This window comes from Enterobacter cloacae complex sp. P12RS, from assembly GCF_014895875.1.
Taxonomy (GTDB): domain Bacteria; phylum Pseudomonadota; class Gammaproteobacteria; order Enterobacterales; family Enterobacteriaceae; genus Enterobacter; species Enterobacter bugandensis.
The window spans coordinates 526,851-541,676 of sequence record NZ_JADBQO010000007.1; the positions used below are offsets into that span (position 1 = coordinate 526,851).

The 14,826-nt window shown below is 58.9% G+C and carries 12 protein-coding genes; 6 read left to right on the forward strand and 6 right to left on the reverse strand.

Going from position 1 to position 14,826, the window contains the following annotated elements:
• Together IM284_RS05460 and IM284_RS05465 are read right to left on the reverse strand one after the other, a co-directional pair.
• Positions 1-987, reverse strand: a complete 987-nt coding sequence (locus IM284_RS05460) for a DUF979 domain-containing protein (RefSeq protein WP_041909955.1) — start codon at positions 985-987, stop codon at positions 1-3.
• Positions 984-1,706 (reverse strand): DUF969 domain-containing protein, encoded by a 723-nt coding sequence (locus IM284_RS05465; RefSeq protein WP_028013182.1) that lies wholly within the window; start codon positions 1,704-1,706, stop codon positions 984-986. The genes IM284_RS05460 and IM284_RS05465 overlap by 4 nt, the downstream gene beginning before the upstream one ends.
• Before the next feature lie 199 nt (positions 1,707-1,905).
• Here IM284_RS05465 and IM284_RS05470 point away from each other — a divergent pair, with 199 nt between their 5' ends.
• On the forward strand, positions 1,906-2,451 hold the full coding sequence (locus IM284_RS05470) for a winged helix DNA-binding protein (protein WP_028013183.1): 546 nt from the start codon (positions 1,906-1,908) through the stop codon (positions 2,449-2,451).
• A gap of 1 nt (position 2,452) precedes the next feature.
• Here IM284_RS05470 and glgX read toward each other — a convergent pair whose 3' ends face one another.
• From glgX to treZ, 3 genes are read right to left on the reverse strand one after another with little or no spacing between them, the layout of a single operon-like run.
• On the reverse strand, positions 2,453-4,528 hold the full coding sequence (gene glgX / locus IM284_RS05475; protein ID WP_047368571.1) for a glycogen debranching protein GlgX: 2,076 nt from the start codon (positions 4,526-4,528) through the stop codon (positions 2,453-2,455).
• A gap of 15 nt (positions 4,529-4,543) precedes the next feature.
• Complete coding sequence (gene treY, locus IM284_RS05480) at positions 4,544-7,012, reverse strand: malto-oligosyltrehalose synthase (RefSeq protein ID WP_193055745.1); 2,469 nt, start codon at positions 7,010-7,012, stop codon at positions 4,544-4,546.
• Positions 7,009-8,796 carry a malto-oligosyltrehalose trehalohydrolase gene (treZ, locus tag IM284_RS05485; RefSeq protein WP_047368573.1) on the reverse strand — a complete coding sequence of 596 codons (1,788 nt, stop codon included), beginning with the start codon at positions 8,794-8,796 and terminating at the stop codon, positions 7,009-7,011. Before treZ ends, treY begins: the two co-directional genes overlap by 4 nt.
• 132 nt (positions 8,797-8,928) lie before the next feature.
• Between treZ and IM284_RS05490 the strand changes: the two genes are divergently transcribed.
• The 4 genes from IM284_RS05490 (at position 8,929) to IM284_RS05505 (ending at position 12,330) form a co-directional block, all read left to right on the forward strand.
• Positions 8,929-9,456 carry an N-acetyltransferase gene (locus IM284_RS05490; protein ID WP_041909946.1) on the forward strand — a complete coding sequence of 176 codons (528 nt, stop codon included), beginning with the start codon at positions 8,929-8,931 and terminating at the stop codon, positions 9,454-9,456.
• An 86-nt stretch (positions 9,457-9,542) separates the two neighbouring features.
• Positions 9,543-10,286: a 5'-nucleotidase, lipoprotein e(P4) family gene (locus tag IM284_RS05495; RefSeq protein WP_226838541.1), complete on the forward strand. Its 744-nt coding sequence runs from the start codon at positions 9,543-9,545 to the stop codon at positions 10,284-10,286.
• 141 nt (positions 10,287-10,427) lie between these two features.
• Complete coding sequence (locus IM284_RS05500) at positions 10,428-11,414, forward strand: MBL fold metallo-hydrolase (protein ID WP_047368575.1); 987 nt, start codon at positions 10,428-10,430, stop codon at positions 11,412-11,414.
• Between the two features lie 4 nt (positions 11,415-11,418).
• Entirely contained in the window at positions 11,419-12,330 is a 912-nt protein-coding gene (locus IM284_RS05505) for a LysR family transcriptional regulator (RefSeq protein ID WP_047368576.1), read from the forward strand.
• Here the strand turns inward: IM284_RS05505 and IM284_RS05510 are convergent.
• The gene (locus IM284_RS05510; RefSeq protein WP_047368577.1) at positions 12,321-13,205 is read right to left on the reverse strand and encodes a LysR substrate-binding domain-containing protein; all 885 of its coding nucleotides are present in this window, start codon (positions 13,203-13,205) and stop codon (positions 12,321-12,323) included. The two genes, IM284_RS05505 and IM284_RS05510, sit on opposite strands and share 10 nt — an antisense overlap.
• A gap of 113 nt (positions 13,206-13,318) precedes the next feature.
• Between IM284_RS05510 and IM284_RS05515 the strand changes: the two genes are divergently transcribed.
• Complete coding sequence (locus IM284_RS05515) at positions 13,319-14,806, forward strand: UbiD family decarboxylase (RefSeq protein WP_047368578.1); 1,488 nt, start codon at positions 13,319-13,321, stop codon at positions 14,804-14,806.
• Positions 14,807-14,826: the final 20 nt, after the last annotated feature.

The following is a 14,826-nucleotide window of genomic DNA, read 5'->3' on the forward strand; positions in this document are numbered from 1 at the left end:
TTAGCGAAACACGAGGAAATACATGAGGAACACGTTCACCACCAGCAGGGTTAACGCGGTCGGGATCTGGATCTTGATCACCTGATATTTGTCTTTCAGCTCCAGCAGCGCGGCGGGAACGATATTGAAGTTCGCGGCCATTGGCGTCATCAGCGTGCCGCAGTAGCCCGCGTACATGCCGATCGCCAGCAGCGGCGCCGGGTTGCCGTGATGCACGTTGATCAGGAACGGTAAGGCGATCCCCGCGCTCAGCACCGGGAAGGCCGCAAAGGCGTTACCCATGATCATGGTAAACAGCGCCATCCCCACGCAGTAAATGACCACCAGCATGAAGCGGCTGTCCGGGTTCACGAACAGGCTCACCACCTTCTGCACCGAATCACCGGTATTGGCCGCCACGAACACGCCGCCGAGCATAGCCAGCATCTGCGGCAGGATCACCGCCCAGCCGATGGTATCGACAAGACGACGTGACTGGCGAATGGCGTGCAGCGGCGTGCCTTTGGTCAGCCACCAGCCGGTGAGGATCGCCGCGACGCAGGCCACGCACAGCGCCGCCAGAGTGAGCTGTTTCTGGTCGAGAAGGTAAACGCCGCCAATCGACACCCCCTTCAGGAAAAGCGTCCCGATTACCGTCACCACCGGGATCATCAGCGCGGGCAGGAACAGCCAGTTTTTAAGGCGGTTTGACGAGGCAATGCGCTCCTCGTCGGAGGCCATTTTATAGTGGCCTTTCCCGACCAGGCCAAAACCCGCCAGCAGCGCGATTGCGATAACGCAACCGCCAACGATCCGGTACGCCAGCGATTTGCCCAGCTCCTGAACCATCAGGTCACCGAACAGGAAGATCCCGCCGAATAAAAACCAGAACAGCGCGGTGGTAAAACGCTTCGGATTAGCGCGGTCGCGCAGGGTCATGACAACCAGCAGCATCACAACAAAACCGATCAGGTAATACACCCGATTAATGGTGATAAGCGTCATCATTGCGCGGCCCCCTGCGTACCCTGCTCTGCACGCCAGGCCATGACGTCGCGGCGGATGCTGGCATCCAGGCGCAGCAGGCGCGTCATATGAATAATCAATGCCGCAATGGCGGTGGGAATGGCCCACAGGCCGATATGCAGCGGCTCGATCCCCTCGATCCCGTTTTCCTTAAGAAACGCGTCAATCAGCAGCACCGCACCGAAGGCGATAAAGATATCTTCCCCAAAGAAGACCGCGATGTTATCGCACGCCGCGGCATGGGCCTTGATTTTGTCGCGAATGTGCTGCGGCAGTTCGCCGTATTCGTTCAGCGCTGCCCCTTCGGCCATCGGGGCCAGCAGCGGGCGTACCGTCTGGGCATGGCCGCCCAGCGACATCAGCCCCAGCGCGGCGGTTCCTTCACGCGCCACGAAGTAGAGCATCAGAATACGCGCCGAGGTGGCGCTGGCGATCTTCGCCACCCAGGCCTGGGCGCGCTCTTTAAGCCCGTAATATTCCAGCAGACCAATTACCGGCAGGATCAGGATGAAGGTCGCCAGCGATCGGCTATTGACGAACTTCTCGCCAAAGGTCTCCAGCAGCATCCCGAAATCCATCCCGACCAGCAGGCCCGTCGCCAGACCCGCCACCACAACGACCAGCAGCGGGTTGAAGCGCAGTGCAAAACCAATGACCACGATCGGTATCCCGATCAGCGGCAACAGCGTAGTACCGTCCATAACGTTTACCCTATCGAAAGTGAGCGTTGCGCGCCGACGGCTATTTTTTTAATTTGCGGCGAGCGATGTTGTGTTTTTCGCCAGGCTTCACAAAACCTGCGCTAAAAAGCTATATCTGAACCTCAAAAACATGTAAACAAATTATCAATAAAATGTTCTTATTTTATCGACGAGTTTACATTTCTGGCTAAGGAACGTTATGACCTCGAAAAAGAGTGCTTCACCCGATTGCAACGATATCAACGATGGCCGGATCGTCTCCTCCCGCCACCTGGTGTCGGAGCGCTGCGCGGAACTGTCAGAGCTGGAGTACGCGCTGATCATGACCGGCAACGCGTTTAACAAGTGGATGGTGCGCTGCATGGCCGCAGCCGGAGAGCCGGATATGGGCGCTTTTGACGTCTCGCTGCTGCATCACGTGAACCACCGCAACCGCAAGAAAAAGCTGGCCGATATCTGCTTTGTTCTCAACGTGGAAGACACGCATGTAGTGACCTATGCCCTGAAAAAGCTGGTCAAAGCGGGCTACGTGACGAGCGAGAAAGCGGGTAAAGAGCTCTTTTTCTCCACCACGGAGGAAGGGAAAGCGTTGTGCATGAAGTACCGGGACGTGCGCGAAGCGTGCCTGATCGCCATTCATGCGGAGAGCGGCATTTCCGGGAAATCGATCGGCGAAACCGCGCAGCTGCTACGCGCGATCTCCTCCCTGTATGACACCGCCGCCCGCGCGGCGGCATCACTCTGAATTACGGACGTCTGAACAGGGTAATGCTGCGTCCAGCCAGTTCGTACTCTACGGTTTCGGTGAACGCTGTCCCGGCGGCAGCGTCATCCGCCGTAGAAAGCTCCAGCACCCATCCCCCTTCGCCAAACTGCGGGATCTGGAACGGCACGGTGCCTTCAAACGGATTGAACAGCATCAGCACGTCGTGCCAGATGCCGTCCTCCTGCTGAAGATCCGGCCTGCTGATGGAGACCCCGAGCGTTGATCCTTCATCCCACTGCTCGGCCTGCTGCGGACCGCCTCCGGCATTGAACCAGCGGATCTCCAGCCCGTCGCGCCAGCTCTCACGACGCAGCAGCGGCTGCTGCGCGCGCAGGGCAATGAGCCGGCGGGTGAACTCGCGCAGCGCCGCGTCGTTTTCGGACAGCCCCTTCCAGTCGATCCATGAGATCTCGCTGTCCTGGCAGTAGCCGTTGTTGTTACCCTTCTGCGTGCGGCCAAACTCGTCCCCCGCCAGCAGCATCGGCGTACCGTGGGAGAAAAGCAGCGTGGTCAGGAAATTACGCTTCTGCCGTTCGCGGGTGGCGATAATGTCCGGGTTCTCCGTCGGCCCTTCTTCGCCATAGTTGTACGACCGGTTATCGTTATGCCCGTCGTTATTGTCCTCACCGTTGTCAGCGTTGTGCTTCTCGTTGTACGACACCAGGTCATTCAGCGTAAAGCCGTCGTGGGCGGTGATAAAGTTGACGCTGGCCCACGGGCGACGCCCGCGCAGGTCGTACAGATCCCCGGAGCCCAGCAGACGCGCGGCAAAGTCCGTCGAGACGTTGTCCCCCTTCCAGTACTCGCGCACGGTATCGCGGTATTTGTCGTTCCACTCTCCCCAGCCTGGCGGGAAGCCACCGACCTGATAGCCGCCGGGGCCAATATCCCAGGGCTCGCCAATCAGCTTGAGCTTAGAGAGCACCGGATCCTGGGTAACGGCGTCGAAAAAGCCCCCGCGCGGGTCGAACCCCTCAGGCTCGCGGCCCAGAATCGTCCCCAGGTCGAAACGAAAACCGTCAATGTGCATGGATTCGGCCCAGTAGCGCAAGGAATCCATCACCATCTGCAGCACGCGCGGGTGGGAGGTATTCACCGTGTTCCCCGTCCCGGTATCGTTAATGTAATACCGGTGCTGGTCCGGCAGCGTGCGGTAGTAGCTGTAGTTATCAATGCCCTTGAATGAAAGCGTTGGCCCCAACTCGTTACCTTCCGCCGTGTGGTTGTAGACCACGTCCAGAATCACCTCGATGCCCGCGTCATGATAGGCGCGCACCATGTCGCGAAAGCCCTGGATCCCCGCCGGGCCATAGTAGCGTGACGCCGGAGCAAAAAAGCCGAGCGTGTTATAGCCCCAGAAGTTCTTCAGGCCACGGTCGAGCAGATGCTGGTCGTCCGGGAACCAGTGAACGGGCAGCAGCTCCACCGAGGTAATGCCGAGGCTTTTGATGTAGTCGACCGAGGCTTTGTGTCCCATCCCCTCGAACGTCCCGCGCAGCTCGGGCGGGATGTCCGGGTTCATCTGGGTAAAGCCCTTCACGTGGCTCTCATAGACGACGGTATGTGGCCAGGGCACGTTTGGCCGGTTGTTGTCCTGCCAGTCAAAAGCGTTCGGGTCGATAACCTTGCATTTCGGCGTGAACGGCGCGCTGTTCCGCGTATCGAAGCTAAGATCCAGTTCGTCATGCCCCAGCTCATAGCCGAAATGGGCGTCGTTCCAGTCGATATCGCCCACCAGTTCACGGGCATACGGGTCAATAAGCAGCTTATGCGGGTTAAAGCGGTGACCGTTTTCCGGATCGTAGGGGCCATAGACGCGATAGCCATACAGCGCACCGGGTTTCAGGTCAGGCACATAGCCGTGCCATACCTCATGGGTATACTCCGGCAGCTCCAGCCGGGCGATTTCTGTTTTCCCGGACGGGTCAAACAGACAGAGCTCCACCCGCTCCGCGTGCGCGGAGAACAGCGCGAAGTTAACGCCCTTCCCGTCATAATTCGCACCCAACTGCTGGCCATGACCGGCCCGAATTTCAAACGTAGTTTCCTTTGCCATTTTCGTTCTCCACGATTATTCGCAGGTAAGCAGAACCAGTACACATCCCTTTTCTGACGTTAAATCCAGCGTCTCTTGCAGAATGCGGCTTTCACCGCTGAACAGATCCCGATAGCGCTTCCCGGCCAGTTCGTCGGGTATCGCTACCGTGGTATTGACCCACAGCTGATGATTATCGGTGATGCCAAAAACCAGACGCGGCACGGCAACGATCAGCGCCTCCTCGTCTTTAACGCGCGCATAGACAATCAGGTTCTCCTCGCGCTCGCCGGAAACCTTGAGCGGCAGCCAGTCGCCGTAGCGGAAAAGCGCGTCGTAATGCGGTCGAAGCCGAAGCAGCGTGGCGGTGACAAACTGCTTTACCCTGCCGTCCCGCCAGCACGCCGGGTGTTCAAACACTGAAGCATCCGCCGCGCTGAGGTTTTGCACCAGCGCGTTGAAGTCCGGCTCCCGCCGGTTATCCGGGTCGACGAGGCTAAAGTTGAGCGCCTCGCTGCCCTGATAGATATCCGGCACGCCGGGCGCCGTCAGCTTGATGACCGTCTGGCTGAGGCTGTTCATCAGCCCGGCGCGGATAAAGGGCTGCATCGCCTCGCTGAAATCGTGCAGGAACGGGGCGTTATCCGGGGAAAGCAGATGCCGCGCATAGCTCAGCACCACGCTCTCATAGCTCTCGTTGCTGTCGATCCAGTCGGTGCGCTGCTTCGCCTCGCGAAGCGCTTTCTCAAGGAAGCCGAGGAAACGCGTCTCCAGCGATGCAAGCCCTTCGGCATCGTCAGGCGACAGCGTGGCGGGCCAGACGCCCGCCAGCGCCTGATAGATCATCCAGGTATCGGCGGCGTTCGGCGCGGTGCCGTCGTTGAGAAAACGCACCTGGGTCTGGTTCATCTGCCGCCAGCGGGCGAGATTTTCTCCCCAGCGTTCCGGCGCCTCCGTCAGGGTGTAGAGCCGCGCCCGGGCGTCTTCTCCGCGCTTGGTATCGTGCGTGGAGGTGCCCAGCAGCGCGTCGGGCTGACGGGCGAGACGAATGCGCATCTCCTGGTGAAAGCGGGATAACGAGAACGCGCGCGGCGTCGGGTCAGCGCCCACTTCATTGAGCGCAAGCTCAAGGTTCAGACGGAAAAACAGCGTATCTTCCACCGACTTCGCCATCAGCGGCCCGGTCAGCTGCTGGAAGCGGGTTCTGAAAAGCGCGGCGCAGTCGCGGCAATCTTCCGGCAGATCGCCGGTAAGAATGCGCACAATCAGGCTCAGGGCCGCTTCGGACGTATTTACTCCGGCGACCACGCGGCTAAGCAGCGCCACATCAGGCGGGGTTAATCCCTCGCGAGTGCCGTAGGTGCGGTACACCGGAAAGGCGATAAGCAGCTCGCGCAGCGCGTGGCGGATCTCCTCGCGCGGCAGCGCAACGTCATTGCGGCGGGCCAGATCGTCCGCAAGGTTTAGCAGCGTGGTGAACTCGCCCTCAAAATTACGATCGGTCATCAGACCCTTGGCATCGCGCAGTTCGGCGTGGCGATCAACCGTGACGCCCAGCGTCTCGTCGTGGATTGTCTCCAGGCGCGAGAGGTTATCGTCATCGACCAGCACCTCCGCCAGCGAGGCGATAAACTCGTAGCCGGTGGTGCCGGAAACCGGCCAGTCGGTGGGGAGCTGCTCTCCCTTCGCGAGAATTTTTTCGACCGTGATGTAACAGTCAGGTCCGGCTGCCTGCCGCAGCTTCTGCAAATAACCCAGCGGATCGGCCAGGCCGTCAATATGGTCAATGCGCAGGCCGTCAACCACGCCCGCGTGAACCAGCTCAAGAATGAGACGGTGCGTATCGTCGAAGACCGCCTCGTCTTCAACCCGTACGCCTACAAGACCGGTGATCTCGAAGAAGCGCCGCCACGAGAGCTGCTTCGGCGCTTCCCGCCAGGACATCAGCCGCCAGCTCTGCGCCTCATGCAGTTCGGCGATACTTTTGTCCTCGCTGTACGTGCACGGATTAAGCGGGTACGCCGTGTCGTAATAGACCAGAGAGGCTTTATTCGTGACAGGGTCACGTTTTAACGTAATGGCACCCTTCTCCAGCTCCGCCTCAAAGGTGTCGCCGAGAAACGGCAGCGTAAGCGGGCGCGACGCGTCGATATCGAAATAGCGGAAATAGCGGCTCTGCTGGCCATATTCAATCACGTCCCGCCACCAGGCGTTTTCCAGCGAGGTGGACATATGGTTCGGGACAATATCCAGAATCAGCCCCATGCCAGCCTGCCTGAGCGCCGCGGCCATGCGGTCAAACCCTGCCCGACCGCCAATCGCGGGGTCAATTTCATTCGGGTTGGTCACGTCATAGCCGTGGGTGGAACCCCTTGTGGCGGTAAACACGGGCGAGGCGTAGAGGTGGCTGATGCCGAGGTCTTTCAGATACGGCACCAGCTCGACAGCGCGGTCAAACGTCATGCCGTTGCGGAACTGAATACGGTACGTGGCGGAAGGGATCATAACGATGCGTCTCCATCAGCAAAGCGAACGACAATACTGTTTGGCGGCAAAACGTCGTTTACCTCCGGCCAGGCGAAGCGCGTCTCCCCTGCGAGCGCGGGTACGTCGACAGGCTTAGGGCCGATATTGAGCGCCAGAGAGAGCGTCCCGGACGGGAAGCGCCAGCTCACCGCCACCATGCCGGGCGCGGTCTCGATCGCCTTGCCCTCAACGATGCCGCCCTGATGCAGAAGCGGAACGATATAGCGATGGCGCAACGTCAGCAGGTGGCGGGTGAAGCGCAGCCACGTTTTCCCTTCGTCGGTAGCAATCTTATGCCAGTCGAGCTTTGAGCGAACGAAGGTGTTAACGTCGTTCGGATCCGGGACGGCTTCATCGTGCCCGGCGTGGCCGGTAAACTCTTTCGCGCGCCCTTCCCGCACCGCTTTTGCCAGGTCGCCGTGAAAATCGGTGAAGAACAGGAACGGATGCGTTTCACCGAACTCCTCGCCCATAAACAGCAGCGGGATATGGGGAGAAAGCAGCAGCGCGGCAAGCAGCACCCGCGTTCTGTCGGCCCCCGCGAGGGTGATGAGCCGCTCCCCCTGGGCGCGATTCCCGGTCTGATCGTGGTTCTGAATGAAATCGACGAAGAACTGCGGCGGCTGGGTGCGGCACTCCACCCCGCGAGATTCCCCGGTTTGCAGCGAAATCTCGCCCTGGTAGACAAACCCTTCCGCCAGCGCACGGGCGAACTTTTTCTCCGGCTCACACGCAAAATCCTGGTAGTAGGCGTGCGTTTCGCCGGTGGCAAACACGTGGGCAGCATTGTGGAAGTCATCATTCCACTCGGCGGTGAACAGCGGCGTGTTGCCCTGTTCATCGCGCGGATGCAGGAAAATCACGTTGCGGCTGTCTTCAGTGGTCAGGTGAACGTGACGATGCGGGATCGCCTCGCGGATCTTCGCGGCAATCTCCTCCAGAATGTGCGTCCCGGAGCTGTCTTTAATCTGGTCGATGGCATCAAAGCGCAGGCCGTCCAGACGGTACTCCGTCAGCCAGTAGAGCGGTGCGTCGGTGATGTACTGCCTCACCGGCTCGCGCTCGTAAGCGATGCCGTTGCCCCACGGCGTCATTCGATCCGCATCAAAAAACGCGGGCGACAGCAGAGGGAGATAGTTCCCCTCCGGGCCGAAGTGGTTGAGCACGATATCCAGCACCACGGAAAGCCCCAGCCCGTGCGCGGCGTCGATAAACGCGTGAAAATCCTCCGGCGTACCGTAGGCAGCGTGCGGGGCATACAGCAGCACGCCGTCGTAGCCCCAGCCGCGGGTTCCGCCAAACTGGGAAACGGGCATCACTTCAAGCTGGGTGATACCGAGCTCCGCCAGATAGGGCAGCTTGTCGATGGCCGCCCGGAAAGTGCCCTCTGGGGTAAAGGTGCCGACGTGCAGCTCGTAAATGACCGTCTCTTCCCACGGCCGCCCTGCCCAGTCCCGGTTAACCGGCTGATAGCGTCGGGGATTGATAACAACCGATGGCCCGTTAACGTCGCCCTTTTGCGCGCGCGATGCCGGGTCGGGTACCGTCATGCCGTCCTGCAGGACAAACTGGTACTCTGCACCGTGCGTGACGCCAGAAACGTCTGCCTGGAACCAGCCGTGCCCCACCGCCGTCATCGGCACGTCGGTGGCGGCCAGACGTAGCGTAAGTTCTTTCTGTCCTTCAGCCCAGACGCGAAAACGTACCACGTCATCGGAAATAAACTCAGCACCCCACTGCTTTTGAAATGTCCTGAATTCCATTCATTGTCCTCGAATGACCCACATTTTACGCGGAACGAAGTACAAGCTTAGTTCAGGATCTCAAGTGCGTGAGCTCAGCGGATTTAACCGCGTCGTCTATTCTTTATGAAATAACTCACTATCGGGAATACTATGCAGATTCGAAAAGGATTAAATACGGACCTCGTCCGTCTTGAATGTTGTGACTTTTCTTTCACCATTAGCCACATTGCGCGAGAGCCGTTTATCCATTGTGATTTGCATATTGAAGCCGTCGCCGAGCCCTGGATAAAAACCTACGAACTCGACATCCAAACGCTTGAAAACCATTGCGTTAATCCGGACGCCATATTTCTTGTTGCGGAAACCGATGACGGTGAATTAGCCGGATTTATTACCGCGTCAATCGGCTGGAATAAATTTATTTCAGTGGATTATATTGCCGTTGATCGCACCAGACGCAGAACCGGCGCCGCGCAAAAATTAATGGCTGCCGCACACGTGTGGGCCCGCAGCGTAAACGCGCCGGGATTACGGCTTGAAACACAAAATGTGAACGTCTCTGCCTGTCTGTTTTACCGTAACTACGGGTTCACCCTGGGCGGGTACGATCGGTATCTCTACAACGCCTTACCGGAAAAAGACGAGGTTGCCCTGTTCTGGTATTACATGCTGGTGTAGCGCCGCAGCCTTCATATTTCTGTCATTGAACTTCATTACGCTTTCGGGATTTTAACCACGGTGTTGAGGAAAGAAGTGTGAATTCAATGGCTAAGGCATTACTGCTGGCATTACCCGTTTTGAGTGCAGCGGCGACGGCCGCTGAGCGCGAGCTGTGTGAACCCAAAGCGTACGAAATGGCGCTGCGCTATCAGCAGAAATCGGCAGAGATTCTGGCCCTTCAGCTGCAGACGTATCGGTTTGCCACCGAGCGTTTCGACGAAAAATTAAAAGATCTAAAAACACCTGAAAATTACGCCGTGGTGATGGACCTGGATGAAACGGTGCTGGATAACACCCCTCTGCTGGTGCGCGACATGGCGCAGTGTCACGACTATACGAAATGGGATACCTGGAGCGACTGGGAAAAACAGGGAAAACCCGGCTTAATTCCGGGAGCGAAGGCGTTTCTTGACCATGTGAATCAAAGCAAGGTCCGCATCTATTATGTTTCGGACCGTATGCAGGAAAACAAAGCCGACACGCTGAAGACGTTAAACGCTCTCGGCCTGCCGCAGGTATCTGACGAAAGCGTGCTGCTGGATACGGTCAGCAAGGAAGAGCGCCGTCAGAGCATCCTCAAAAAGCAGCAGATCGTGATGCTGTTCGGCGACAGCCTGCCGGACTTCGCCGTACAGTTCAAAAACAAAAAACCGAGCGAGCAGCAGCGTGAGCTGGTTGATGCCAGCGCCGAACACTTCGGCAACGACTGGATTGTGCTCCCAAATGCCGCTTATGGTGCCTGGTCCAGGGCCACACTGGATAGCTGGAACGCACCGCTGAAAAAATAACGCTTTACGGGCCGGGAATGGCTTCACCACCACCCGGCTGTTGCGCTGTGCTATTTATCTCGTTTATAGGTCCTATCATTTCTGAGCAGGTTCTTATAATTTTACGGAGCAGTAAGATGAGCACTTTCAAAGGAGACTCGTATGCTTACCGTGAAAAAACTTGCTCTTTCCACGCTGATTTCCAGTTCATTGCTGTTCTACCCTGCGCTGCAGGCCTCGGCAGAAACGCCGCAGCACGTCGTTAAACAACCGGCGGGCGGTTACAGCGTGCAGGTCGGTGACGTTCTGGTAACGTCGTTTACGGACGGGACCGTTGCGCAGGATCTGCATAAGCTGCTGCGCCGGACAACGCCGCAAAACATTGATGCACTGCTCGCGAAAAACTTTCAGACCAACCCGGCGGAAGTGTCCATCAACGCCTTCCTGATTGCGATGCCCGGACACAAAATCCTGGTGGATACCGGTTCCGGCCAGCTCTTTGGCCCCGGCAACGGCGGACGTCTGATTGAGAGCCTCGCCACCCAGGGAATCAAACCCGAGGACATTACTGAAGTCTTGCTGACCCACGCCCATTCCGACCACGCGGGCGGCCTGGTGAAAGACGGCAAGGTGGTGTTCAGCAACGCGCGCGTTTTCGTTGGCAAACCGGACGTCGACTTTTTCTTTAACGACGACAATCAGAAGAAAACCGGCTACGGCAAGAACTACTTCGATGTCGCACAGAAGACCTTAAAACCCTATCTTGACGCGGGTAAAGTGGTGCCGTTTAGCGGCACATCGGAGATTCTTCCGGGGCTGACCGGCACAGTTCACCCCGGACATACGCCGGGATCGGCCTTCTACACGCTGACAAGTAAAGGCGAGAAGATCACCTTTGTCGGCGACATCATTCACGCAGCGGCGGTCCAGTTCCCGCAGCCTACGGTGACCATCACCTACGATGAAGATGAGAACAAAGCGGCAAGCGTACGCGAGCATGCGTTCGCTGACTTTGTGAAAAATAAAGACCTTATTGCCGCGCCCCATCTGCCTTTCCCGGGCATCGGCTATGTGACGAAAGGTGAAAAAGGCGGCTATGCCTGGGTCCCTGTCACCTATACCAACCGGGACGCCAGCGGCGCGAAGTAGAGTGATGTCGCGTATATCTGACATGGACATCGACCTGCTCCTGGCGCTGGACGCCCTGCTTCAGGACAGGAACATCACTCATGCGGCCACGCGGCTGGGCATCAGCCAGCCCGCGCTCTCTGCCCGCCTGGCGCGTCTGCGCACGCTCTTTGGCGAGCCGCTGTTTATTCCCTCCCCACATGGACGTGGGGTGTTACCCACACCGAGAGCGGAGGCGTTGAGGCCACAGGTTGAAAGCGTGCTACGCGGCATCCGCGCGATGTTTGCCCCCACCGCGTTTGAGGCGCACACCAGCAGCCGGACATTTGTTATCGCGCTGCATGAAAACCCGGCGCTGATGCTCGGCACCGCGCTGCTTAACCAGGTGAGTACCGATGCCCCCGGCATCCGCCTGCGCTTCGCCCTGCCGGAGATGGTTGACCTGCCGCAGCAGCTGGAAAACGGTGATGTGGATATCTACATCGGCGTGAGCGCGGGCGCCCATGACGGATGGGTGAGGCGCAAACTTCTCGACGACGCGTTTGCCACCGCCCAGCGCAAAGCTCATCCGCGTGGAACAGGTCCGTTAGATTTGGAAAGCTACTGCGCGCTTTCTCATCTGGTGGTGTCGTCGGCGGGAGATCCCTTTACCGGATTTGTCGACCAAACCCTCGCCGGGCTGGGCTATCAGCGACACGTTGCCATGTCCACCCAGAGCTACGCTATGGCGCCTGCGCTGGTTGCCGGTACCGACCTGGTATGTACCCTGCCGGAACGGATGCTGAAGCAGTTTGCCAGCACGCTGGATATTTTCCCACCGCCGCTGCCGCTCCAGCCGATTACCATCAACATGTACTGGCACCCGAAAAACAGCCAGGATCCGGCGAACGCCTGGCTGCGCGGGCAACTGCTGCGGGCTGCCGGACGTCAGGTGTGATCGAGCGTGACCAGAAACTTTTTAAGCACTTCTGAACGAATAATCCGGTGGCAAACCAGGGTGAGTTCGCTCTCCCGCAGCCGGTCGAGGATGTCCACGTAGACGACATTCTCAACGCTCACTGCCTTTGCCGACGCGGGCAGCAGCGCCAGCCCAAATCCGGCCGCAACAAGGCTTATCACCGTGGGCACGTCGGTCGCATTTTGCACCACGTCCGGCTGAAAGCCCGCCCCGCTGCAGGCGTCATAGAAGTACTGCTCCAGCCCCATTCCCTCCGGATCGCGCAGCGAGATCCATTTTTCGTCTTTCACCGACGAAAGCGTCAGCGCGGACGATCCGGCGAGCGGATGCTGACGAGAGAGCGCCAGCACCGTTTTCTCCGAGGTGAACGGCCGGCTTTGCAGATCGTCAGGCAGCGACGGCAGTGGCGCGCGGATGATGGCCACGTCCAGCTGGTTGCTCTGCACGGCGGCGTAGAGCGTCTGCACATTTCCCGTCATCAGGGACATGGTAATGGCCGGCCAGCGGCTGTGCATCTGGCGCAGCGCGGCGGGCAGCCTGCCGTCAAACATCGCACTCGACACGCACCCCAGGTTTAACGCCCCCTGCTCGCCCCGTGCCGTTTGTCTGGCATCCAGCACCGCCTGCTCGGTCAACGAGATGGCAAGCCGGGCTTTGACCAGAAACGCTTCGCCCGCGGGCGTCAGGGTTAAGCGGCGGTTCGCCCGGCTGAAAAGCGTGACGCCTAAACGTTCTTCCAGCGCCTTTATCTGCTGGCTCAGCGCCGGTTGGGCGATGTTCAGACGCTCGGCGGCCCGGTGCATGTGGAGCTCTTCGGCAACGACAATGAAGTGGCGCATCTGACGAAACTGCACGAGACGTCTCCCTGTATTGATATAAATTTACTTATCAATTTAACAGAAATGATGAAATTGATGCTATTGGTCTTTGCCATAAAAATGGAGGTATTCAACCGAGGGAGGAAAATATGGAAAACCAAGTCAACGATCTCCGCAGCGCCATCGCCTTACTGCAGCGCCACGAAGGGCAGTATATTGAAACCGATCATCCGGTCGATCCCAACGCGGAACTGGCGGGTGTCTATCGCCATATCGGCGCAGGCGGCACGGTCAAACGTCCGACCCGCACGGGTCCGGCCATGATGTTCAACAGCGTTAAGGGCTATCCGGGCTCCCGCATTCTGGTGGGCATGCACGCCAGCCGCGAGCGCGCGGCGCTGCTGTTAGGCTGCGAACCGTCTGATCTGGCAAAACACGTTGGCCATGCGGTGAAAAAGCCGGTCGCACCGGTTGTCGTTCCGGCCTCGCAGGCCCCCTGCCAGGAACAGATCTTCTACGCTGACGATCCTGACTTCGATCTTCGCAAATTGCTTCCGGCACCGACCAATACGCCAATTGATGCCGGTCCGTTTTTCTGCCTGGGGCTGGTGCTGGCAAGCGATCCGGAAGACAGCTCGCTGACGGATGTCACCATTCACCGCCTCTGCGTGCAGGAGCGCGACGAGCTTTCCATGTTCCTTGCCGCCGGGCGACATATCGAAGTCTTCCGTAAAAAAGCGGAGGATGCCGGAAAACCGCTGCCGGTGACGATCAACATGGGTCTCGACCCCGCCATCTATATCGGCGCATGCTTTGAGGCCCCTACCACGCCGTTTGGCTACAACGAGCTGGGCGTCGCCGGGGCGCTGCGCCAGCAGCCGGTCGAGCTGGTGCAGGGCGTGGCGGTCAAAGAGAAAGCCATCGCACGGGCGGAAATCATCATTGAAGGCGAACTGCTTCCGGGCGTGCGCGTAAGAGAGGATCAGCATACCAACACTGGCCACGCGATGCCGGAGTTCCCGGGCTACTGCGGTGAGGCGAATCCCTCCCTGCCGGTGATCAAAGTGAAAGCCGTGACCATGCGCAACCACGCGATCCTGCAGACGCTGGTGGGACCGGGGGAAGAACATACCACGCTGGCCGGACTGCCGACCGAGGCCAGCATCCGTAATGCCGTTGAAGAGGCAATTCCGGGCTTCCTGCAAAACGTCTATGCCCATACCGCGGGCGGCGGTAAGTTCCTCGGCATATTGCAGGTGAAAAAACGCCAGCCGTCAGACGAAGGACGCCAGGGCCAGGCGGCGCTCATCGCCTTAGCCACCTACTCGGAGCTGAAAAACATTATTCTTGTCGACGAAGATGTGGATATTTTCGACAGCGACGACATCCTGTGGGCGATGACGACGCGCATGCAGGGCGATGTGAGCATCACCAATATTCCGGGGATCCGCGGCCACCAGCTGGATCCGTCCCAGTCGCCGGATTACAGCACCTCGATTCGCGGCAACGGCATTTCCTGCAAGACGATCTTCGACTGCACGGTGCCGTGGGCGCTGAAGAACCGCTTCGAGCGCGCGCCGTTTATGGAAGTGGATCCACGTCCGTGGGCGCCGGAGCTGTTTGCCAATAAGAAATAAAATCACGCGCGTATGGCCCG